The 21,478-nt window shown below is 71.2% G+C and carries 16 protein-coding genes; 8 read left to right on the top strand and 8 right to left on the bottom strand.

The window, feature by feature from the left end; translation table 11 throughout:
• Positions 1–49: 49 nt before the first annotated feature.
• The 4 genes from ABH936_RS07840 to ABH936_RS07825 all read right to left on the bottom strand — a co-directional run bounded on the left by ABH936_RS07840 (position 50) and on the right by ABH936_RS07825 (position 8,613).
• On the bottom strand, positions 50–3,580 hold the full coding sequence (locus ABH936_RS07840; protein ID WP_136788695.1) for an ATP-dependent DNA helicase: 3,531 nt from the start codon (positions 3,578–3,580) through the stop codon (positions 50–52).
• Positions 3,577–6,930, bottom strand: a complete 3,354-nt coding sequence (locus ABH936_RS07835) for an ATP-dependent DNA helicase (protein WP_062257097.1) — start codon at positions 6,928–6,930, stop codon at positions 3,577–3,579. Before ABH936_RS07835 ends, ABH936_RS07840 begins: the two co-directional genes overlap by 4 nt.
• A 65-nt stretch (positions 6,931–6,995) precedes the next feature.
• Positions 6,996–7,298, bottom strand: coding sequence for an MGMT family protein (locus ABH936_RS07830; RefSeq protein ID WP_074040398.1), 303 nt, complete (start codon positions 7,296–7,298; stop codon positions 6,996–6,998).
• Between the two features lie 7 nt (positions 7,299–7,305).
• Positions 7,306–8,613: a HesA/MoeB/ThiF family protein gene (locus ABH936_RS07825; protein ID WP_160126185.1), complete on the bottom strand. Its 1,308-nt coding sequence runs from the start codon at positions 8,611–8,613 to the stop codon at positions 7,306–7,308.
• 91 nt (positions 8,614–8,704) lie between these two features.
• Between ABH936_RS07825 and ABH936_RS07820 the strand changes: the two genes are divergently transcribed.
• From ABH936_RS07820 to ABH936_RS07810, 3 genes are all read left to right on the top strand, one after another.
• Positions 8,705–9,340, top strand: a complete 636-nt coding sequence (locus ABH936_RS07820; RefSeq protein ID WP_038567284.1) for a TetR/AcrR family transcriptional regulator — start codon at positions 8,705–8,707, stop codon at positions 9,338–9,340.
• A gap of 139 nt (positions 9,341–9,479) precedes the next feature.
• Complete coding sequence (locus tag ABH936_RS07815; RefSeq protein ID WP_006943432.1) at positions 9,480–9,701, top strand: DUF3107 domain-containing protein; 222 nt, start codon at positions 9,480–9,482, stop codon at positions 9,699–9,701.
• A 184-nt stretch (positions 9,702–9,885) separates the two neighbouring features.
• On the top strand, positions 9,886–10,152 hold the full coding sequence (locus ABH936_RS07810; RefSeq protein ID WP_006943429.1) for a GlsB/YeaQ/YmgE family stress response membrane protein: 267 nt from the start codon (positions 9,886–9,888) through the stop codon (positions 10,150–10,152).
• Between the two features lie 97 nt (positions 10,153–10,249).
• Here the strand turns inward: ABH936_RS07810 and ABH936_RS07805 are convergent, their stop codons facing one another.
• Positions 10,250–10,957, bottom strand: coding sequence for a ferritin-like fold-containing protein (locus ABH936_RS07805; protein WP_062257092.1), 708 nt, complete (start codon positions 10,955–10,957; stop codon positions 10,250–10,252).
• A gap of 228 nt (positions 10,958–11,185) precedes the next feature.
• Here ABH936_RS07805 and ABH936_RS07800 point away from each other — a divergent pair, with 228 nt between their 5' ends.
• Together ABH936_RS07800 and ABH936_RS07795 are read left to right on the top strand one after the other, a co-directional pair.
• The gene (locus ABH936_RS07800; RefSeq protein WP_006943420.1) at positions 11,186–12,799 is read left to right on the top strand and encodes a DEAD/DEAH box helicase; all 1,614 of its coding nucleotides are present in this window, start codon (positions 11,186–11,188) and stop codon (positions 12,797–12,799) included.
• Between the two features lie 150 nt (positions 12,800–12,949).
• A complete protein-coding gene (locus tag ABH936_RS07795) occupies positions 12,950–14,434 on the top strand; it encodes an AI-2E family transporter (protein WP_006943440.1) in 1,485 nt (494 codons plus the stop codon).
• Between the two features lie 148 nt (positions 14,435–14,582).
• On the opposite strand, the gene ABH936_RS07790 is transcribed toward ABH936_RS07795, so the two are convergent.
• Complete coding sequence (locus ABH936_RS07790; RefSeq protein WP_074040429.1) at positions 14,583–15,431, bottom strand: PHP domain-containing protein; 849 nt, start codon at positions 15,429–15,431, stop codon at positions 14,583–14,585.
• Between the two features lie 37 nt (positions 15,432–15,468).
• Here ABH936_RS07790 and ABH936_RS07785 point away from each other — a divergent pair, with 37 nt between their 5' ends.
• Positions 15,469–15,951 carry a hypothetical protein gene (locus ABH936_RS07785; protein WP_170957256.1) on the top strand — a complete coding sequence of 161 codons (483 nt, stop codon included), beginning with the start codon at positions 15,469–15,471 and terminating at the stop codon, positions 15,949–15,951.
• 28 nt (positions 15,952–15,979) lie between these two features.
• Positions 15,980–16,852 (top strand): hypothetical protein, encoded by an 873-nt coding sequence (locus tag ABH936_RS07780; RefSeq protein WP_404602965.1) that lies wholly within the window; start codon positions 15,980–15,982, stop codon positions 16,850–16,852.
• Between the two features lie 15 nt (positions 16,853–16,867).
• Here ABH936_RS07780 and ABH936_RS07775 read toward each other — a convergent pair whose 3' ends face one another.
• Positions 16,868–18,316, bottom strand: a complete 1,449-nt coding sequence (locus ABH936_RS07775; protein WP_404602964.1) for a threonine/serine exporter ThrE family protein — start codon at positions 18,314–18,316, stop codon at positions 16,868–16,870.
• Positions 18,317–18,583: 267 nt separating this feature from the next.
• Between ABH936_RS07775 and ABH936_RS07770 the strand changes: the two genes are divergently transcribed.
• The gene (locus tag ABH936_RS07770) at positions 18,584–20,077 is read left to right on the top strand and encodes an aminopeptidase P family protein (protein WP_281711476.1); all 1,494 of its coding nucleotides are present in this window, start codon (positions 18,584–18,586) and stop codon (positions 20,075–20,077) included.
• 401 nt (positions 20,078–20,478) lie between these two features.
• Here ABH936_RS07770 and ABH936_RS07765 read toward each other — a convergent pair whose 3' ends face one another.
• Entirely contained in the window at positions 20,479–21,180 is a 702-nt protein-coding gene (locus ABH936_RS07765; RefSeq protein ID WP_006943417.1) for a L,D-transpeptidase family protein, read from the bottom strand.
• Positions 21,181–21,478 lie beyond the last annotated feature (298 nt).

Here is a 21,478-nt window from a genome sequence, read left to right as displayed (position 1 = left end):
ACCCGCGGGACGCCCCGCCTCCGCGACCCGAGCGCGACAAGCACCGCCGTCAGCCCCCGACCGACCCGAGAAGCTCCTCGAGGTCGCGCTGCGACGCAACGCCGGGGCGATACGTCTCCCCCGTGGCGGCGTAGAAGAACGCGGCGTCGACGTCCTCGGGGTCCAGGCCGCGCAGGCGCGCGTAACCGAGGGCGTAGGCGGCGAGCTGCAGCGAGCGATGACGCAGGGCCGGCCCCGCCGGCTTGGCTCCGGTCTTCCAGTCGACGACCGTGAACCCGCCGTCGTCACGTGCGAAGACGGCGTCGATGCGGCCGCGCACCGCGTACCCGGCGACGACGGTCTCGAGGGCGACCTCGACGTCGACCGGCACCCGATCCGCCCACTCGCTGGCCAGGAAGTTGGTCTGCAGCACGGGCAGCATCTCGTCGGCGGCCACGTCCTCGTCACCGAAGCCAGGCAGTTCGTCGAGGTCGACGAGGGCCGCAGCACCGTAGTGCCGCTCCACCCAGGCGTGGAACGCCGTACCGCGCCGCGCCGCCACCGCCGGTTCACTCGGCATCGGGCGCCGCAGGCGCCGCGCGAACAGGTCCTTGTCGCTCGCGAGTGCGACGAGCTGGGAGGCGGACAGGTGCGAGGGCAGCACGACGTCGCTGCGCAGCCGGGTGCGTTCGCGCTGTCGTTCGGCCAGGAGCAACTCCATCTCCTGCTCCCTGTCCTCGATCGTCCCCTCCAACCCGAGCGCCAGTTGCCCGGTCGGCGCGAGGGCCTCCCCGTTCTGCAGCCGGGTGCGCAGCGCGCGCACCTGGTCCGCGGCAGGGACGAGGTGGGCGCGTTGGTCGGCCATCGCGTCGAGCGGCCACGTCGCCGTCAGGACGTCGGCGTCGAGCGGGTTGCTCGGGCGCTCGCCGTCGACCTGCGTCGGAGGCATCTGCTCCCAGTGCAGACGCTCGATGCTCGCGCCGAGATCGGGTTCCTCGAGCAGTTCGGTGAGGAAACGAGACGTCTCGCGCGGGGTCGTGCCGCTCGCGTACCAGATCGGAGCGGTGAGCAACATGGTGCTGCGCGCGCGGGTGAAGGCCACGTACGCAAGGCGGCGTTCTTCCGTCACCGCGTGCTTAAGGCCCTGCTCGCAGAACTCGGTGAACCGGTCGGCCAGCTCGTCGGAATCCTCCGCACCCGTGACGGCGAGGGCGGGCAGCCCCTCCCTGTCACCGCGCAGATCGTAGGGGATCGACTGAAGACCACTGAGCCAGCCGCGCGCCTTGTGCGGCTTGTACTGCCACTGCTCGCCCTCGGCCCGCGTCGAACCGCCGAGGCTCGGAAAGACCCCTTCGACGAGGCCGGGCACGACGACGACGTCCCACTCGAGCCCCTTCGCGGCGTGCACGGTGAGCACCTGAACCGCATGCGGGTTGACCTCGATGGCGGGCATCTCCAGGCCGCGTTCCTCCTGCCGGGCCGCGTCGAGCCACTCGAGGAACCCCCCGAGCGTCGGACGTTGGGCCTGGACCGAGAACGTCCCCGCGATGTCGGCGAAGGCGTCGAGGTGGGCCCGGGCGCTCGACGGGTCGTACCCCGGGCGGGCAAGCACCTCGATGTCGAGACCGAGCACGCGTTCGGCCTCCCCGACGAAGTCGGCGAGCGGCAGCCCGGAGAGCAACCGGAGGCGTTGCACCGACGTGTGGAACCCCCGCAGCCGCTCACGGGCGACGTCGGAGAGGTACTCGCCGTCGCGCCCACGCCATGACGCGTCGGGCAGTTCGCCGATCGCCTCGACGAGGCTCACCTCGTCCCGCGTGTCCTGCGCGAGGTCGCGCTCGGCCCGCGCACCGCGCCTGGCCGCCTCCCCATCAGGCCCGGGTTCAGGCTCAGACGGCGCGCCCTCGCCCGCGTCGGATTCGCTGCTCGCCGGTTCGGCGCTGCCGCCCTCGGCGCGCTCCTCGGTGGCTGCCGCGGCGTCGTCCTCGTGTCGCTGGTGCAACTCCTTGGCCCACGACCCGAGCGCTGCGATGTCGGCCGCACCGAGACGCATCGCCGGGGAGGTGAGCAGGCGCATGAGATGGTCGCCGCGGCTCGGGTCGTCGACCACCCACAGCATCGAGACGAGATCGACGATCTCGGGGGTCTGCAGCAGGCCACCGAGCCCGACGGCCTCCGCGGGGACGCCCGCGTCGTGGAGGGCATCCAGCATCGGCACGAACTGAGATCGCTTGCGGCACAGCACCGCAGCGGTTCGGGGTGCCTCGCCCGGACGCAGCGGACGGCGTCGTTCGGCCACCCACTGCGCGACGGCGCGTGCCTCGTCCGCCTCCGTCAGGTAGCGGGCGGCGGCCAGGGCGCCGGGGCCTGCGTCGGGGCGGGGGCGCAACGTCGCCACGGGCACGCGCGAGGCCCTGTTCAGCGGCGCGGCGGTGACGTTGGCCGCGTCGAGGACGGCGGCGTCGTTGCGCCACGACGTCGCGAGCGAGGCGACGGGCGTGAGGTCGGATCCCGGTAGGGCGAAGGAGCGACGGAATGCCGACAGGGTCGTCGCGCTCGCGCCGCGCCAGCCGAAGATCGACTGGTGGGGATCCCCCACCGCCACGACGCCCGGACGCTGCTGCGTCTCCCCGGCGGCGAAGACGGCTGCGAGGAAGGCGATCTGCGCTGAGCTCGTGTCCTGGAACTCGTCGAGCAGCACCATGCGATAGCGCGCCCGTTCGATCGAACCGATGGCCGGGAAGTGGTCGGCGAGTTCGGCGGCGAACGCGATCTGGTCGGAGAAGTCGAGCGCCGACCTGTCCTTCTTCAGCGATTGATACCGCTCGATGAGCGGCAGGATCTGCTGGTGGCCCTTCGCCTTCGCCGTGAGCGCCTTGCCCGCGTCCCCGAGGGAACGCTTTCGCGGCGCGAACGGGATCGCGTCGAGCGAGCCGAGGAGGGAGTCGTAGTAGGCGCGCAGCTCGTCGACGCTGCGCCGATGCTCGCTCAGTTCACCCGCGGTCGCGAGGACGGCCGCCGTCACGCTCGGCAGCTTGACGGTGACCTGCGACATGTCGCCGTCCCACCCACTCGCGACCTCGTGCGCGAACTGCCACGCGGCGGCCTCCGACAGCATCCGCGCATCCGGCTCGATGCCGAGGCGCAGACCGTGCTCACCGACGATGCGCCCCGCGTACGCGTTGTACGTCGAGATCGTGGGGCTCTCGCCGAGGCTCGGCGTGCCGTCCGGATCATCGGGCGGGCTCCACAGGCCACTCGCCTCGAGCATGCGCAGGCGCTGGTTGACGCGTTCGGCGAGCTCACCGGCGGCCTTGCGGGTGAAGGTGAGGCCGAGGATCTCCTGCGGGCGCACCAAGCCGTTCGCCACGAGCCACACGACGCGCGAGGCCATCGTGTCCGTCTTGCCCGAGCCGGCTCCCGCCACGACGAGCAGCGGCTCCAGCGGCGCCTCGATGACGGCGACCTGCTCGGGTGTGTGGTGATAGCGCTCCAGCGCGTCGGCGATGGCGTCCGCGCTCAGACGAGCGGGGCGATCCTTCGCCTCGGAGCCCTGTGGCCCCGACGGGTCGCTGGTTGCTGGGGTGAGGTCGTCGGTCACAGCGTTCGGCCTTCCGGCTGGATGGGGCAGGAGCTCTTGACGGGGCACATCGTGCAGTTCGGGTTGGCGGCGGCGACGAAGGTGGCGGCGCCCATGCCGTCAGCCGTGCGTTGCATGAGGTCGAACGCCCACCCGCGGGTGCCGACGATCGGTTCGTCGACCGCCCCGGGCTCGCCGTCACTCGCGGCGTCCTCGTCGGCGACGAGGGGCGGCTGGGCCTGGACGCGAGCGGTGCTGTTCGCGCCGGTGCCGGCGGCCTGGCCGAGCTGCACGAGAGCAGCCCCGGCGCTGGGACGCCCCGGGCCGAACGCGTCTGCCTCGAGCGCGGCCTGGTAGGCGGCGAGCTGCGGGTGCGCTGCGACTTCCTCGTCCTTCGGTTTCGAGCTGCCCGTCTTGTAGTCGATGACGCGCAGCCCGCGCTCGGGGTGGTGCTCGAGACGGTCGATCGAGCCGGAGATCTTGGCTCGCCCGACGATCGCGGAGAACCGTCGTTCGGCGGCCTCGCCGGCCCATCCCGTGGCCGCCGCGTCGCCGAGGTAGCCCTGCAGCTTCTTCACCATGCTCTGAGCGCGCGCCTTCTCGCCGCGCGACACCCACGAGTCGCCGAGGCCGAGACGCGGCCACCGCTTCTCGAGCGCCTCGTCCATGAGAGCGGGTTCGTCGGCGAACTCCTCGGCGAGTTCGTGCACGAGCGTGCCGATCGTGCTCGCCCCGACCGACGGGCCGAAACCACCGTTGGTCGTGAGGAGCCAGTTGAGACCGCAGCGGTGGAATCCCTCGATCTTCGACGGGCTGACCCGCACCCACTCCTGCGGCGGGCGGACCGGCCTGTCGTCGCTGCGGCTGACGAGGGCCCACCACTGCTCGGGGTCGGCGCCCGGCACGTCGTGCTCGGCGAGGCGCGCCAGACGGCGGGCGCCCTCGTCACGGACGGCCTCGTCCTGGTCGGCGAGCATGCGTCGGGCCTCGGCGACGAGCCCGGCGAGGGTCATCGGCCGGGCGACGGGGGTGAACTCTCGCATCGCGTCGGCCGCAGCGCCCGGCGCGAGCGGGTCGACGATGTCGAGGTAGACGCTCGGTTGCTCGTCCTCGTCACGCACGGCCGTCACGACGACGTGCTCGCGCGCCCGGCTCATCGCCATCGCGAACTGCCGCGTCTCGTCGTGCCGGACGGCGGCCTGCCGCGCGGGCAGCGAGCGCCCGCGACCGCTGAGGATGTCGACGAGATCCTCCGAGCCGAGCACCGAACCGCGCAATCGCAGGTCGGGCCAGACGCCCTCCTGGACGCCCGCGACGACGACCGTGTGCCACTCGCCGCCCGCCGAGCCGGCTGCGGTGACGAGCGCGACGGCGTCTTCGTCGGGGGCTGCGGCGACGAGGCGGTCGCCCGGCACGTCCTGGCTGCGGACGTGGTCGAGGAAGTCAGCCACGCCCGCGCCGGGCAGCCGCTCGACGAACTGTGCAGCCGCTGCGAAGAGCGCGAGCAGCGCATCGAGGTCACGGTCGGCGCGGGTTCCGGAGATTCCCCCGGCCAACGCGTTCGCCTCCCACGCCTCGGCGAGGCCGCTGGCCTGCCACATCTGCCACAGCACGTGCTCGGCGTCGTCGTGGGGCGGAGCGGCCTTCAGCGCGGCCGCCCCTGCCGCGAGAACACGTGACACCCGGCGCGCAGGCGCCGCTTCGGGGCCGAGGGAGACGAGCAGCGCCGGTTCGAGCAGGCAGGCGCCGAGCAGCTCGTCGGAGACGCGGTTGCCGCCGGCGGCCAGTTCCTCACGGCGCAGCGAACGTCGCAGTCGTCGCAGCACGACCGGGTCGGCTCCGCCGAGCGGCGAGGTGAGCAGGTCGAGGGCGAGGTCGGCACTGACGCCCGCCCGCGAGGCATCGGCGTCGCCGTCGACCGGGGCCTGTTCCGAGCCACGCGTCCGGCTCGTCACGATCTCGAGGGCGTGCAGGAACGGCCGCACGGCGGGTTCGTCGCGCAGGGCCAAGGACGCCGGAGGGACGGCCACGGGCACCTTGGCCGCGTTGAGGGCGCGCCGCAGCGCCGACGTTCCGGCAGCGGCTCGCACGATGACGGCCATGTCCTTCCACGCCACCCCGTCCTTGAGGTGTGCTCGACGCAGCACCCCCGCGATGTGGGCGGCTTCCTGCGCGCCGCTGCGCAGCAGCGCGACGTCGACGCCCCCACCGGGGCGCGTGACGACGCTGCGGTGCGCGATGCCGTCGACGCTGCCGATGCGCGCGGTGACGCGTTCGACCACCTCCGCGAGCCTTCGGGGCTGACGGTGGCCGTAGCCGAGCACGAACCGTCGACTCGCGCCGTGCTGTGCCGCGACCTGCTCGAGGTAGCGCGGGTCGGCGCCGCGGAAGGCCTGCACCGTGACGTCGGGGTTGCCGAGCAGGACGAGCCGCTGACCCGGGCCGACGAGTTCGGTGAGGAAACCGACGGACGCGCGCGTGAGTTCCTGCGCGTCGTCGATGACGACGAGTCTCAGCTGGGCGCGCACCCGCTCGCGCAGCGTCTCGTTCTCGCGCAACGCCTGCGCCGCCGCACCGAGGATCCAGGCCGGGTCGAACGCTCCCGGACGTGACAGGGCGGTGACGTCGTCGTACTCGTCGAGGACGTCCGCGGCCGCGATCCACTCGTCGCGCCCGTGCTCGGCGCCGAGCCGGCGCAGGTGGTCGCTGCTGACGTCCCACTCCACCGCGCGCATGATGAGGTCGCGCAGTTCGTTGCGGAACCCGCGCGTCGTCAGCGCCTCCGCCAGATCCTCGGGCCAGGCAGGCGCCGCGCCGAGGCCGAGGCGGTGGCCTTCGAGCAGTTCCTTGAGCACGACGTCCTGCTCCGGACCGGCGAGCAGGCGCGGCGCCGGCAGGTCGTCCATCGCGGCGCGCATGCGCAGGATGCCGAACGCGAGCGCCTGCGGGGTGCGCGCGATCGGCTCGCTCGAGGTGCCGCCCACGCGGGTCGTGACGCGGGCGCGCAACGCCCCGGCTGCCACGCGCGTCGGTGAGAGCAGGACGCACTCATCGGGACGCGCACCACCCTCCACGGCCTGCGCGACGAGTTCGACGGCGAGCGTCGTCTTGCCCGTGCCGGGCGCGCCGACGACGTGGAGCACCCGATCGTCGGCCTCGAGCACGGCCTGTTGCGCAGGATCGAGATCGAGCGGCGCCGCCGCTTCGGTCTGCGTCGCGCCACGCAGCGCCGGGGTGAGACGCGTCGGATCGACGCTCGCCACGACGCCCTCGACCACGCTCGGCGGCAGCGCAGCGATCGGCAGGGCGGCCTCGCCCTGGACGGGCGCGCCGGCCGGCGTCTGCGCCGTCAAACCCTCGTGATTCGTCATGATGTCATCCCAGCACAGCGCGCCGACAACGCCGGGATTCCGCGGAATTTTTCGTCACCCACCCGTCAGAACGGAGGCACCCAACCAGCCCGACGCAGGTCGACTCCCTCACCTCGCGTCGGCGTCCCCTCCGCCTCGTACTGCTCGAACGCCTGCGCCCTCAGCGCCTCCGGCAACAGCCCCCGCGCGTTCGTCACCCGCCACCACGGCCACCCCGGCCGACCGTCCGCGAGGATGCGCCCCACCTGGCGTGCGCCCGTGCCGACGACCGCGGCGATGGCACCGTACGTCGTCACGCGCCCCGGCGGCACGTCGGTGACGACCTCGGCGACCGATTCGCTCAGTTCGTCGCGTGCCCCGCCCGTCATGCCGGCCTCATGACGCCGCCGCCAGGCCCCCACGCACACTCAGGATGCGACCCGAGCGCCTCGACGATCCGTCAGCCGCCGCATCATCGCCCGGCGTCGCATCCTGACCAGAGTCCGCCTCCCGGCCCGACGCAGCAGCATGCTCCATCGCACTCGCACCCAGCACCCCCGCGGCCGCACGCGAACGCGCACCGCGCGCACAGACGAGCACGACGTCGCGCTCCCCCACCCGCGCGTGCACGGACGCTCGCGTCGCCTCGTTCCAGCCGCCGGCCCACGGTTCGACGAACGTCTCGTCGGCGCCCACCGTCATCCATGGCGGCAACGGCGCCGCCTCGACCTCATCGGGGTTGCGCACGTCGACGAGGACGAACCCCGCGTCCGGCCACTCCTGCGGCCCGATCTCGGCCACCGCGCCTGACGCCGCCGCGCGCCCGTCGGCCCCAGGGCCACCCGCCGCACCGAGACCACCAAAACCACCAGATCCACCGAAATCAGCGAACCCTGGAGGCGCATCCACCCCCTCGAGGCCGGCAACCCCCTCGAAGTACCCCGCTTCGAGCCCACAGACGCCACACTCGGGGTCGCGCGCGACGGGCAGCGTCGCCATCGTCGCGCCGAGGGCGTCGTACAACCGGATCGCATCGCGCGCCGGAGCGCCGATGCCGGAGCACAGCTTGATCACCTCGACGGCCTGCATCGCGCCGAGCACGCCCGGCAGCACGCCGAGCACCCCCGCCTCCTCGCACGTCGCGAGCCCGGCGACGGCCTGCGGATCGGGGAAGACGCACCGATAGCACGGCCCGACTGCGGGCTCGACGACGCCGAACTGCCCTGCATACTGCGCGATCGACGCCCACACGAGCGGTACGCCGAGCAGCACGCAGGCGTCGTTGAGCACGTAGCGAGCCTCGATGCTGTCGGTGCAGTCGACGACGACGTCGACCTCGGCGACGAGTTCGAGCGCCCGCGTCACGCTGAGGCGCTCGGGCAGCGCACTCACCTCGACACCACTGTTCTGCGCCGCGACGGCGCGCTGCACCGACGTCACCTTCGCCGTGCCGATCGCGGCTTCGGTGTGGATGAGCTGACGCGGCAGGTTGGAGATCTCCACGACGTCCGGATCCATGACGACGAGGTGCCCGACGCCGCAGCCGGCGAGCGAGGAGATGACGGGTGAGCCGAGCCCGCCGGCGCCCACGACGAGCACCCGCGCCGCTGCCAACCGTCGCTGCCCGGTCACCCCGAAGCCGGCCAGCGAGTGGTGGCGCGCGTATCGTCGGGCGCCGGGATCGTCGGGCCGGGCGTCTCGCACAGGCACCTCATTCCGTGACCGGGCCACCGAGATGGCCCATGGGCGATAAAGTCGCACCCAGCTTATGACCGACGAGCAAGGAGCCTCATCCATGACCCACGTGGACGATTCGACCAAACGCGGACGCCTCCCCCGATCGGCGCGGCGAGCCCAACTCATGGAGGCGGCGCAGTCCGTCTTCGTCGAATCCGGCTACCACAGTGCGGCGATGGACGAGATCGCGGAGCGCGCCCACGTCAGCAAGCCGGTGCTCTACCAGCACTTTCCCGGCAAGCTCGACCTGTACCTGGCGCTGCTCGAGCAGCACACGCGTGAGGTGCCGCTCCTCGTGCGCGAGGCCATCGAGTCGACGTCCGACAACAGCCAGCGCGTCGCCGCGGCGATCGGCGCGTTCTTCGCCTTCGTCGAGCGCGAGGACGCGGGTTTCCGCCTCGTCTTCGAATCGGATCTGACGAACGAGCCCGCCGTCAGCGAGAAGGTCGAACGCATGCTGACGGAGACCGCGGCCGAGGTCGCCAAGGTCGTGCAGGAGGACACGGAGCTTCCGACGGAGCAGGCGACGCTCGTCGCCGTCGCCCTCGTCGGCATGTCGCAGGTCGTCGCGCGCTACTGGATCACGACGGGTTCGCCGATCCCCCGCGCGGAGGCCGCGCGCATCGTCGGTCTGCTGGGCTGGCGCGGCCTCGGCGGGTTCCCGAAGACCGGCGGGGATGAAATCGAGCGCTGAGGCGTTGCACCCATACGACGGGTGAGTCGCGCGGCCTCTCACCCCTGGGATGATTCCGGCGTCGCCGATGGGGCACGCTGATCTCACCCACACGTCCACCACTGATCGCGTTCCGCACGCGACGAGAAGGAGGAGAACCATGGAGGTTCGAATCGGCGTCCAGAACGTCGCCCGCGAGGTCGTCATCGACTCGCACGAGAACGCCGACGCGGTGCGCGAGCACGTGCGCGCGGCTCTCGACAGCGGCACCCCGCTCACGCTGAGTGACGAGCGCGGCCACAGCGTCACCGTGCCGGCTTCCGCCATCGGCTACGTCGACATCGCGGCGGAGCAGAAGGGCCGCGTCGGCTTCGGCGGCTGACGTTCACCCGAAGCGGTCACGGGCGTTCACCCCAAAGGGGTGAACGCCCGCCGTCGCGTAACGAAGGAATAACGCATCTAGCACCTCGCCGGTCTCGATGGTTGAAATGCGACCGCCGATTGGCTTAGGTGGAGACAAACGTTGGGACATACCGGAGCCCAGCCGAACTCATAGGAGACTCACCATGGGCATCATCAGCTCGATCATCGGCGGCCTCATCATCGGCGCCCTCGCCCGCCTGTTCCTCAAGGGCGACCAGAACATGGGGATCATCATGACGATCATCCTCGGCATCGTCGGCTCCGCCCTCGGCTCCTGGCTGACCACCCAGTTCGGCTACAAGAACTCCAACGGCGGCTTCGAGATCATCCCCTTCATCGTGGGCATCATCTGCGCGATGGTTCTCATCACCATCTACCTCACGCTGGTGGGTCGCAAGAACCGCGTCTGATCCGTCGCTCGCGCAGCTCCGCTGCGCAGGTGAAGAAGCCCGGCCCCTCGTGGGGCCGGGCTTCTTCGTTTCCGCGATCAGGTCAGAGGTCAGGCGCTCACGCCGTGAGCCCCAAGGCCTCCATGCGGCGCGTGTGATTCGACGTCAGTCGCTCGAACATGCGCGTCAGCTCGGCGAGGTCCGCGCCGACGCCGGAGCCGTCGTCGACGAGCAGGGCCGTCAGCCCGTCGTGGGTCGCGGCGACGCGCTGAGCCTGACTGAGGGCCTCACCGACGAGGCGGCGCCCCCACAGTGCGAGACGCGAACCCACTCGCGGGTCGGCCGCGATGGCGTCGCTGAGCACGCTCATGATGAACGCGTCCTGCTCATCGCTGTCGACGGCACGCTCGACGAGCGAACGCGTCTCGGGGTCGACGTAGCGCGCGATCTCCGAGTAGAAATCCGTCGCGATCGCGGCGCCGGCGTAGGCCTTCATGAGGCCCTCGTACCAGTCGGCGGGCGGCGTACGACGGTGCCATTCATCGATGGCGGCCGTGAACGGCTGCATCGAGTCCTCGGGCTCGACGCCGAGGGCGCGCAGACGGCCGGCGAGCTGCTCGTAGTGGTCGAAGTCGCCGCGCGCCATGCGCGCGAGCGCCAGCTTGTGGTCGAGGCGCGGGGCGCGAGCGGCGTCCGCCACCGTCGCGAAGGCGCCGGAGAGCTCGCCGTAGGCGATGACGCTCAGCAGGTCGATCACCCCCGCCCGGTACGTCTCGTCCTCGATCGTGCGTGAAGGGCTCGGATCAGGCGTCACAGGCTCGCTCATGCAGCGATCGTAGCGTGGCGTCGAACAGGTGTGGCGCGCGTGGGTAGACTCGAGATGACCACGGGTGACCGATCGGCCCCTCCCGGCACGTGCGGGCGTCATACGACAGACGCCCACTCCCGCCGCCCACCTCCGCACGCGAGGCCGCGCGGCGCGCAGACCTCCGATCGGCTCTCATCATCCCCGGCGCGGCCTCCGAGGCCCCGGGGCGACACAGGAAGCACGATCGTGATCAACGACAACCAGCCCACGGCTGCCGAGCTCGACTCCGCCGGCATCACCTCCATCGAGGCCGAAGCGGCCCCTGAGCCCATCGCCGAGCAGACATTCGCCGACTTCGGCATCCACCCCGACATCGTCGCCGCCCTCGAAGAGAAGGGGATCGTCCATCCCTTCCCCATCCAGGCGATGACGCTGCCCGTCGCGCTCTCGGGGCACGACATCATCGGCCAGGCGCGCACCGGCACCGGCAAGACCCTGGGCTTCGGAGTGCCGCTGCTCAGCCGCGTCACCGCGCCGGGTGAGACGTCGAAGGCCGCCGTCCCCGCGCCCGAGGGCAAGCCGCAGGCGATGGTCGTCGTCCCGACGCGCGAGCTCGCCGTCCAGGTCGCCTCCGACCTCGAGGCCGCCGCGAAGAAGCGCGGCATCCGCATCGCGCAGATCTACGGCGGTCGCGCGTTCGAGCCGCAGGTCGAGCGCCTCGAGAAAGGTGTCGAGGTCATCGTCGGCACGCCGGGTCGCATCATCGACCTCGCGACGCGTGGTCACCTCGACCTGGCGTACGTCGGCTGCCTCGTGCTCGACGAGGCCGACGAGATGCTCGACCTGGGCTTTCTGCCCGACGTCGAGAAGATCCTCGCAATGACGCCGGGTGGGCGTCAGACGATGCTGTTCTCCGCGACGATGCCGGGCGCCGTCGTCACCCTCGCGCGTCGTTACATGACGCAGCCGACGCACATCCGCGCCATGCAGGACGACGCGAGCGAGGCCGAGACGGCCTCCAACATCGAGCAGTTCGTCTACCGCGCGCACGCGATGGACAAGGTCGAGATGCTCGCCCGCATCCTGCAGGCGAAGGACCGCGGCCTGACGATCATCTTCAGCCGCACCAAGCGCACGGCCGCCAAGGTCTCCGACGAGCTCATCTCGCGCGGCTTCGCGGCCGCTCCGCTGCACGGCGACCTCGGCCAGGGCGCCCGAGAGCAGGCGCTGCGTGCGTTCCGTTCGGGCAAGGTCGACGTCCTCGTCGCGACCGACGTCGCCGCGCGCGGCATCGACGTCGAGGACGTCACGCACGTCATCAACTACCAGTGCCCGGAGGACGAGAAGACGTACGTCCACCGCATCGGCCGCACCGGCCGCGCGGGCAAGACGGGCATCGCCGTCACCCTCGTCGACTGGGACGACCTGCACCGCTGGGCGCTCATCAACAAGGCCCTCGACCTCGGCATCCCCGAACCCGAGGAGACGTACTCCAGCTCCGAGCACCTGTTCGAGGATCTCGAGATCCCCGCGAACGCGACCGGCAGCCTGCCCAAGTCGGCGCGCACCCGCCAAGGCCTCGACGCCGAGCGCGTCGAAGATCTTGGAGAGACGGGGCGAGGCGACTCGCATCAGCGCGGCGAGCGTCGTCCGCGCCGTGACGACGAGCGCGGCCGATCGGGGGGACGAGGCGGGCGCTCCGGTGGTCGCGGCGGCGAACGTCAGGCCTCGGGTGGCTCGAGCGAGCGTCGCCCGCGCCGTGACGCCGCGAGCACCGAGGGCTCCGGCGGTTCGTCGCAGCCGCGCCGACGTCGCCGTCGCACCCGCGGTGGCGCGGGTGAGACGTCTGCCGCCGACTGACGCACCCTCCCGGCGCGAGGCGCCCGGCGCCGTCCGCACTCGTTCAGACGTGACGCGGGCGAGCACCGGGCGCCTCGCGCCGCATTCGCGCCTGTGTCATCACTCTCAGTACGCTTCACGACAAATGAGCGTTGATCCGAAAGGGCACCCATGCCTGCCTCACCTCCGGACCCGGCCCTGACGCCGCCCGCGGCCGATGACTCGACGCCGCTACCGGCCGATTCCGCCTCGCCTCCGTCCACCCCGCCCGAAGAGCGCGACGAGCTGACGCTCGACGCACGCAACCGCGATGCCCGCGTCGAGAAGCAGGACCCGCACGAGCCCGAGTCACGGGCGTCCGAGGACCGCTCGCGCATCATCTCGGACGGTTTCGCCTCGTTCGCGCGCTGGTCGTTGCGGATCAGCATCATCATCGTCACGTTCTATCTCGTGTGGCGAGCGCTCACACCGTTCTGGGTCATCATCCTGCCGCTGATCCTCGGTCTCTTCATCACGACCGTCCTGTGGCCGCCTGCCGCCTGGTTGCGTCGCCGCGGCGTGCGCCCCGCCCTGGCGGCGCTCTCGAGCGTGCTCGGCGGATTGCTCGTCGTCGGTGGCATCATCGCCGCGATCGTCCCGACCGTCGCAGCCGAGGCGCCCGAGCTGGCACGCAAGTCGATGGAGGGCGTCTCCCAGATCCAACGCTGGTTGCAGGGCCCGCCGTTGAAGATCCCGGCGACCCAGATCGACAACGCAGTCAACGTGATCAACGAGAAGCTCAAGACGTCGGGCGATGCCATCGCCTCGGGCGTCTTCAGCGGCGTGACGACGGTCGGCAGCATCCTCGTCACCCTCGTCCTCAGCCTCATCCTCGCGTTCTTCTTCATCAAGGACGGGGACCGCTTCCTACCGTGGGTGCGGCTCGTCACGGGTGAGCGCACCGGCGCTCACGTCACCGAGGTGTTCACCCGCGCGTGGCAGACCCTGTCCGGGTTCATCCGCACCCAGGCGATCGTCTCGGCCATCGACTCGGTCTGCATCGGCATCGGTCTCATCGCATGCGGTGTGCCGCTGGCCCTGCCGCTGTGCGTCATCACGTTCTTCGGCGGGTTCATCCCGATCGTCGGTGCGACGGTCGCCGGCGCACTCGCCGTCCTCGTCGCGCTGGTGACGAAGGGGGTGACGACAGCGATCATCGTCCTCGTCATCATCATCCTCGTGCAGCAGCTCGAGGGGCACATCCTGCAGCCGCTGCTGCAGAGCCGCTCGATGTCGTTGCACCCTGTCCTCGTGCTGCTCGGCATCGCGGCCGGCTCCGAGGACCATGGCGTCATCGGCGGTTTCCTCGCCGTCCCCGTCGTCGCGACGCTGGCGGTGCTGTTCCGCTACATCGGTGAACAGGTGGACCTGCGCTCCGGCACCGTCACCGTCGCCGACCTCGAGTACCGCACCGATCGAGGGCGCATCGCGGCGCTGCGCACCGAGCGCCTCCGCCGCCTCGGCGAATGGGGCGCACGCGAGACCGACGAGGAGAAGGCTTCGCGCGAGGCCGTCGCGGACGGCGACGGCGACGCTCTCGCCGCCTCGACCACGAAGCAGCCCACGCATGGCCTGGGAGCCGTCGTGAGTGCGTTGCGTTCGCGCCTCAAACGCTGAGGGGAAGATGATCGGGTGCCCGGGTTCGAGCCGGGGCCACCTCGATCAGGCATCCGTCGACGACGCGTCCGGCGCCGGGGTGAGCAGGGCTCGCTCCGGCGCCGTCGTCATGCCCGCCGGACGCCCGGCACCCGCCATCAGCACCGCGTCAGCGCCCGCGCACGACTCCCACGTCACTCGTCGCGAGCGCGACGAGGCGTTCGTACTGGTCGGGCTCGGTCGTGTTCTCCCCCAGTCGATTCGGCTTGCCGTCGCCGTGGTAATCGCTCGAGCCGGTGACGAGCAGATCGTGCGTCCGCGCGAGGTCGCGGGCGTGGCGCACCTGCTCGGGCGTGTGGTCGCGGTGGTGGGCCTCGAGGCCGAGCAACCCGGCGTCGATCATCTCCTCGATGACGGCGTCGTCGACGACGCGTCCACGGACGTCCGCGAAGGGGTGCGCCATGACGGGCACCCCGCCGGCCGCGCGCACGAGGGTGACGGCGCGCACCGGGTCGATGGCGTAGTGACCGACGTGGTAGGGGCCCGAATTGCTCAACAGGTGCTCGAAGGCGGTGCTGCGATCGGGCACGACGCCGTTCGCGACGAGCGCATCGGCGATGTGGGGGCGCCCGATCGTCGCGTCCGGCCCCGCCTGCGCGAGCACCTGCTCGTACGTGATCGGCACGTCGCGTCCGAGCCGCTCGACCATGCGCTCGGCGCGCGTCACCCGCGACTCGCGGGCACGTTCCATCTCGTCGAACAGCTCTCCCTCGGGGGCCGGAAGGTAGGCGAGCAGGTGGATGCTGATGCCGCGATGGCGGCAGGAGATCTCGATGCCCCGTACGACGTCGATGCCGACGCGGCGCGCGGCGTCGGCGGCGTCGTCCCACCCGCGGGTCGTGTCGTGGTCGGTGAGCGCGACGACGTCGAGCCCCGCCTCCGAGGCCTGCGCGACGACGTCGGCGGGGCTCGTCGTGCCGTCGCTGCGGTTCGAGTGGGTGTGCAGGTCGATACGCATGGGTGACAGGTTAGTGTTGCTGCCCGTGAGAGCAGGCATGGGTGAGCACTCGCCGCGTCCGGTGCGGCGGGCCGTTGCCTGCATGATGGCCGGTGCGCTCGTGCAGGCCGTCTCGACGCTCGTGGCATGGCTCGATCGTGACGGCACCCGCGCTCAGACGGCGCGGCTCGCGCACGAGTTCCAGCGGCGCACCCTGCCCGCCGGGGAGTTGGAACGGGCGACGGATCAGGCCCGCTGGTTCGGTCTCGTCACGGGCGCATTCTTCGTCGTGCTGTGGTTACTCGTGGCGCGCCTGTGTCTGCGCGGTCGCGCCTCCGGGCGCACGTGCGCGACCGTCCTCGCCATCGTCTACACCTTCACCTTCCTGCTGTCCGGCGTGCGCTCGTTCGGCCCCGGCGCCCTCATCGGCGCGGTGACGATGACGCTCGGCCTCACGACCGTCTACCTGCTGTGGCGTCGCCCGGTGACGCCGTGGTTGTCATCACAGGGCGCTGCCCGCGCCGCGCGCCGCACACGCTGAGACCGCTCGCGTCGCTAGGGTTTCGACCATGGTGAAGCAGGGCCCCCTCGACATGACCCCGCGAGCGCGCCGCCGCTCGCTCCGTCGGGCCGCACGCGGCGTCGCAGCGCTCGTCACGGCCACCGGCCTCGTCGCGTTGAGTGCGTGCAGCTCGGGAGCCGACCCCAAGGACGTCGCGGCGACCCAGACCCCGTTCAGCGCGAGCTCCTCGGCGACGACGGCGTCGTCCAACCCGAGCGCCATCACCTCCCCCAGCCCCGGGTCCGTCGTCAGCTCGGACGGCACGTTCAACTTCGTCGTGCCAGCTGGGTGGAATCTCACGTCCCAGCCGAAATCGGTCGCCTATCTGTCGTCGTCGACTCTCGCGCACGACGTCGCGCCCACGATCGTCGTCGCGCGTTCCAGCGTCACGCCTGCGCCCGAGCTGGAGGGCACGCTGCGCCGGGCGTCGCTGCAGGCCAAGCAGAGCGGCGCATCGGTGGCCGCCCTGCCCGACCGCACCGTCGGCGGTGAGAAGGCCGTCGGCTTCACGGCGACCTCGACGGAGAAGAACGTCGCCCTCAAGCGCAGCTACGTGATGCTCGCGCACGACAAGGTGCTGTACTCCGTCACCCTGACCGGCGCGAAGGCTGACGCCGCCCGCGACGAGTCGGCGCTGACGGCGCTGCTCGCGAGCTGGTCGTGGACCAAGAAGGGTGACGCCGGCTCGACGGCCAGTGGCACGACTCCGGCGGCGGTGCCGACGACGAGCGTCGCACCGTCGTCGTCGGGCGCGTCGTCAGCGCCGTCGTCGTCGGGTGCGTCCCCGGCGCCTGCCTCGTCATCCGCAGCATCGAAGCCCGCCCAGAGCTCGGGCACCGTCCGCCCGCCCAGCGCAACCGCCTCGAGCACGGCCCGCTGACGCACTCCGCGCCGCTCAGGCGGCGGTGTCGTTCGTCGTCTCGCTGACGGTCCGTCGCACGACGCGCGCGGTGAGCGAGTCGGCGCCCGCGCTGACCTGACGGCCGAGCAGCGTGCCGAGCGACACCCCGACTGACAGCGTGAGGCCCATGAGGACGGCGTTGAGCAGAGTGGTCTGCCACAGGGTGTTCTCGCCCTCGGTGATGAACATCATGATGCCCCGGTAGACCGCCTGCCCCGGCAGCAAGGGCACGATGCCCGCGGTGATGAGTGCGATGCTCGGCACGTGCACCCGCGTCCCCACGAATGGTGCCAGCGCCCCGACGACGAGGGCCGCACCTCCTGCGGCGACGGGCTCGCTGGTGCCGACACCCCACATGAGCGTCCCGAACAGCAGCCACGAGAATCCGCCGGTGAGAACGGCGGCGAGCACGGTGCGCGGAGCGCAGTACGCGGAGACGGCGAAGGCACCGGCGATGAGTGCGGCTGCCACGATCTGGGTGAGAACAGAGCCGGCGAAGCTGCTGGAGCGTTCGATGATGACGAGGTCGACGCCGAAGCGCTGGGCGATGCTCAGGACGAGCAGCACGCCCGCGACGACGCCGCCGGTGAGCAGGACGACCTCATAGGTGCGCGCGCCGGCGGTCAGGTAGAAGCCGTCGAGCGTGTCCTGCGCAGCCGTCACGACGCTCATGCCTGCGAGGAGCACGACGACGCTGGAGGCGACGACCAGGGAGGGTCTCACCTGTCCGAGCCACATGATCGTCTCCGCGTGTTGGTGGACGACGAGCAGGCCGACGGCGACAGCCGTCGCGAACATCGCACCGAGCATCTGCCCGAAGAACGCGGAGACACCGGCGCGCGCGACGGCGTACTGGATGCGGTCCACGACCGCCGTGGACAGCCCGGCGACGAGGACCATGGCCGTGCTGCCGCCGAGCAGCATCGCGACGCCTGCTCCCATGAGCGCCCACGCGAAGGTGATGACGCCGCGGCGGTACACGTGCGGTTGCTCGAGGATGCGTTCGAGGGTGTAGAGGTTGTCGTCGATCTCGCCCGGGTCGTCGGGGTCGCTGGCGATGTCGCGCACGAGGGCGTGCAACGCCTCGAGCCGCGAGTAGTCGGTGCCGAAGTGCGTGATGATGCGCATGACGGTGATCGGGTCGCGGTGCACGCCGCGATGCATCGAGATCGTGACGGACGTGTAGGTGATGTCGACGTGCGCGCCCTGCAGCCCGTAGGCGCGCCCGACGCGCAGCAGCGACGCGGTGGTGTCGGCCACGGATGCGCCGGTGACGAGCATCGCCTCTCCGAGGCGGAGGCAGAAGTCGATGACGGAGCGCGTGTGCCACTCGGAGACGCGGTCGTTGGTGCCGCGCACCGAGATCGGCTTCGTCGGCGGCCCGCTCGGACGGATGACGGACATCGCCCGACCGCGCACCCGCGTCGCGCCGGTACGTGGCATCCGCGGGGCGCTCGTCGTGGCCGCGGCGGGTTTCGTGGGGCGGGCCTGCACAGGGCGGCTCTCGGCGCTGCTCGGCGCGGCACGACGCGGCGTCGGCAACGGGGTCGCCGACGGCGGTGTCGGGGTGGCCTGGGGACCGTCGGGATTCACCATGTCGCGCCTGCACCTCGTCTCGTCACTTCTGTCGGCCCAGCCATTGTGGGGGATGCGGCCAACTGGGCGCACACCGTCCGCCATGTGTCGGGGGCCGGGGTGCAGAATGGACGGGTGAGTGAGAAGCAGCAGACAGCAGAGCACCGCAGCCGCCCGGGTGGGGCGGCCTTCCGAGAGTTCGTCGCCTCCGGGTGGGCGCCGCGCGGCACCGAGCCGACGCCCCGCGCCGAGGTCGCCGACCTGACGCCCGCGCGACGCGAGGCCCTCTCGGCGGCCTTCGAGGGGGCCCGTCTCGTCGTGCCCGCCGGCGGGTTGAAGGTGCGCAGCAACGATTGTGACTACGTGTTCCGTCCGCATACCGCGTTCGCGTGGCTGACGGGTCTCGGCGCGGACCGCGAGCCGGACGCCGTCTTCGTCCTGGAGCCGCTGGCCGAGGGCGGGCACGAGGCGCAGATCTTCTTCCGCCCGCTCGCCGGGCGCGACACCGAGGAGTTCTTCGGTGACAGCCGCTACGGCGAGTTCTGGGTCGGTGCGCGACCGTCGCTCGAGGACATGGCGAACGAGCTCGGCATCACCGCTCGTCACATCGATGAGTTCGCCGACGCTGCGGCCAAAGACGCGGGCGCGACGGAGGTGCTCGTCGTGCGTGACGCTGACGTCGACGTCACGGCGCAGGTCGAGCAGATCCGCGCCCACCTCGACGAGGCCACCGCCGAGAAGGCGCAGGAGCGCGATCTGGAGCTCGGCCGGTGGCTGTCGACGGCGCGGTTGACGAAGGATGCGTGGGAGGTCGGCCAGATGCGCGAGGCGTGCGACGCGACCGCGCGCGGGTTCGAGGCCGTCGTCGCCGACCTGCCGGAGGCGGTGCGTCGCGGGCGCGGTGAGCGCTGGGTCGAGGGTGTCTTCGGCCTGCATGCACGCCATGCGGGCAACGGCGTCGGCTACGACTCGATCTGTGCGAGCGGTGATCACGCGAATACGTTGCACTGGATCAAGAACACGGGCGACGTCAAGGACGGCGACCTCATCCTCGTCGACGCGGGCGTCGAGGTCGACTCGCTGTTCACCGCTGACGTGACGCGAACCCTGCCCGTCAACGGCACGTACTCCCCTGCGCAGCGTGAGGTGTACGAGGCGGTGCTCGCGGCGCAGGAGGCTGGGCTCGCGGCGGCGAAGCCGGGCGCGAAGTTCTCGGACGTGCATGCCGCGGCGATCCGCGTCATAGCGGAGCGTCTGCACGGCTGGGGTCTGCTGCCTGACGGCGTCGACGTCGAGGCGACGCTCGACCCGGAGAACGGCCAGTTCCACCGTCGGTGGATGGTGCACGGTACGAGCCACCACCTCGGCCTCGACGTCCATGACTGCGCCCTTGCGCGCAAGGAGGACTACATGGACGCCGAGTTGAAGCCGGGCATGATCATCACGATCGAGCCGGGCCTGTACTTCAAGGCGGACGACGAGTTGGTGCCGGATCGTTTCCGCGGCGTCGGTGTGCGTATCGAGGACGACATCCTCATCACGGAGGACGGCAACGAGAACCTGTCGGCGTCGCTGCCGCGCGACCCCGACGATGTCGAGGCCTGGATGCGCGACGTCTGGAGCCGGTGAATCGTCCCTCACGCCGTTCCGGTGGGCAGATGACGACGGCTCGCAGGCTCACCCTCGTCATCTCCCCGCTCGGTGCGACACCGCGCGGGCGTCCAGCTCGAAAGAGGAACTGATCTGGGCAGGCGACCTGCGGCGCGGCTAGAGCTGCCGGGCGCCCGACGGTGTGCGGCCGCGATGCCGCAGAGCGCGACATCACGAGGCACCGGCCCCGCCGGTGAACACCATCGACGCGGACGCCGAAACGCTCGAATCCGCCGAGTTCTCGACCGAGCCTGCGAGGTCGAGAACGAGAAGCGGGTGCGGGCGTTTCGGCCCGAACGGCCGGCGCACCGAGCGAACACGACGGCCGGGGCGCATGCGCCCCGGCCGACGGTGAGCCGGAAGCCGGCCCGTGAGAGGAATCAGTACACGCTGACGGCTTCGCCGATGTAGAGCAGCTTGGAGCCGATGAGGAAGTCCTGTGCGGCGCAGGACATGCGGCAGCAACCGTGGGAGGCGGGGTAGGCCGGGATGTCGTTGGAGCCGTGCAGGGCGATGCCGCCGTTGAAGTAGAACGGGCGGTAGAGGCCACCGAGGGCGCCGTAGTCCCAGCCGGAGGTGACGGAGCGGTACGTCTTGTATTCACCGGAGGGCGTGACGGCCTTGATGCGTCGGCCGTAGTAGGTGAAGGTCTGGCCGTTGCCGGTCGAGGTGTTGAAGATGTACTTGACGGAGCCGCCGCGCACGACCATGACGATCTGGCGGCTCTTGTCGACCTCGATGCGGTTGCCGCCGCGACGGCTGCTTGGACGGACGCCGCGGTTCAGCGCATCCCATGAGCGGGCGCCGACGACGCCGTCGCGGGCGAGGCCTGCGACCTTCTGCACGGCGAGGACGGCCTGCTTGGTCTGGGCGCCGAAGGCGCCGTCGGGGTTGCCGCACCAATAGCCGAGGGCGTTGAGGCGCTTCTGGAGGGTGGTGACGGCGCTGCCCTTGCTGCCGGTCTGCAGGACGGGGTTCGCGGCGGACGCCGTGCCCGAGCCGATGAGGCCGACGACGGCGAGCGTGCCGGTGGCGCCGGCGCCGGTGACGATGGCGCGGCGGCTGATTTCGTGGTGCTGCATGGCACTTTCCCTTCGATCGAGATCGTGGTGAGCGATCTGGGCTCTGGCGCGGCCCGTGTACGTCTGGGACGCGCGCCGGCCGATCTCGGTTTCCCCCCCGGCTCGTCGTGAGTCGTGCAGAATCCGTACCGGTTCACCGATTCCTCATCATGCCAGAGGTCGTGGTAACGAGGGCGGGCTCGACGGCGGCGTCCTGCGCCGCGCAGCGCAGCTGCCGACGGGCGGGTGGGGATCGTTCTCCGCGTCGTTGCAGGGGGGCGACGCAGTCGCACAAGAGCTGCGGGCATCGGCTCACGGC

The sequence above is a fragment of the Dermacoccus sp. GAS27A genome (assembly GCF_044909235.1).
Taxonomy (GTDB): domain Bacteria; phylum Actinomycetota; class Actinomycetes; order Actinomycetales; family Dermatophilaceae; genus Dermacoccus; species Dermacoccus nishinomiyaensis.
The sequence above is the reverse complement of the archived record's forward strand: the minus strand, read 5'-3'. Positions and strand labels throughout refer to the sequence as shown.

Excerpts from the sequence above, each read along its gene's own strand:
- ABH936_RS07765 (WP_006943417.1), bottom strand. The coding sequence starts at position 21,180 with ATGCAGCACCACGAAATCAGCCGCCGCGCCATCGTCACCGGCGCCGGC.
- ABH936_RS07785 (WP_170957256.1), top strand. The coding sequence starts at position 15,469 with ATGGGTGAGCACTCGCCGCGTCCGGTGCGGCGGGCCGTTGCCTGCATG.
- ABH936_RS07780 (WP_404602965.1), top strand. The coding sequence starts at position 15,980 with ATGGTGAAGCAGGGCCCCCTCGACATGACCCCGCGAGCGCGCCGCCGC.
- ABH936_RS07805 (WP_062257092.1), bottom strand. The coding sequence starts at position 10,957 with ATGAGCGAGCCTGTGACGCCTGATCCGAGCCCTTCACGCACGATCGAG.
- ABH936_RS07830 (WP_074040398.1), bottom strand. The coding sequence starts at position 7,298 with ATGACGGGCGGGGCACGCGACGAACTGAGCGAATCGGTCGCCGAGGTC.
- ABH936_RS07810 (WP_006943429.1), top strand. The coding sequence starts at position 9,886 with ATGGGCATCATCAGCTCGATCATCGGCGGCCTCATCATCGGCGCCCTC.
- ABH936_RS07795 (WP_006943440.1), top strand. The coding sequence starts at position 12,950 with ATGCCTGCCTCACCTCCGGACCCGGCCCTGACGCCGCCCGCGGCCGAT.
- ABH936_RS07775 (WP_404602964.1), bottom strand. The coding sequence starts at position 18,316 with ATGCCACGTACCGGCGCGACGCGGGTGCGCGGTCGGGCGATGTCCGTC.
- ABH936_RS07835 (WP_062257097.1), bottom strand. The coding sequence starts at position 6,930 with ATGACGAATCACGAGGGTTTGACGGCGCAGACGCCGGCCGGCGCGCCC.
- ABH936_RS07790 (WP_074040429.1), bottom strand. The coding sequence starts at position 15,431 with ATGCGTATCGACCTGCACACCCACTCGAACCGCAGCGACGGCACGACG.
- ABH936_RS07820 (WP_038567284.1), top strand. The coding sequence starts at position 8,705 with ATGACCCACGTGGACGATTCGACCAAACGCGGACGCCTCCCCCGATCG.
- ABH936_RS07815 (WP_006943432.1), top strand. The coding sequence starts at position 9,480 with ATGGAGGTTCGAATCGGCGTCCAGAACGTCGCCCGCGAGGTCGTCATC.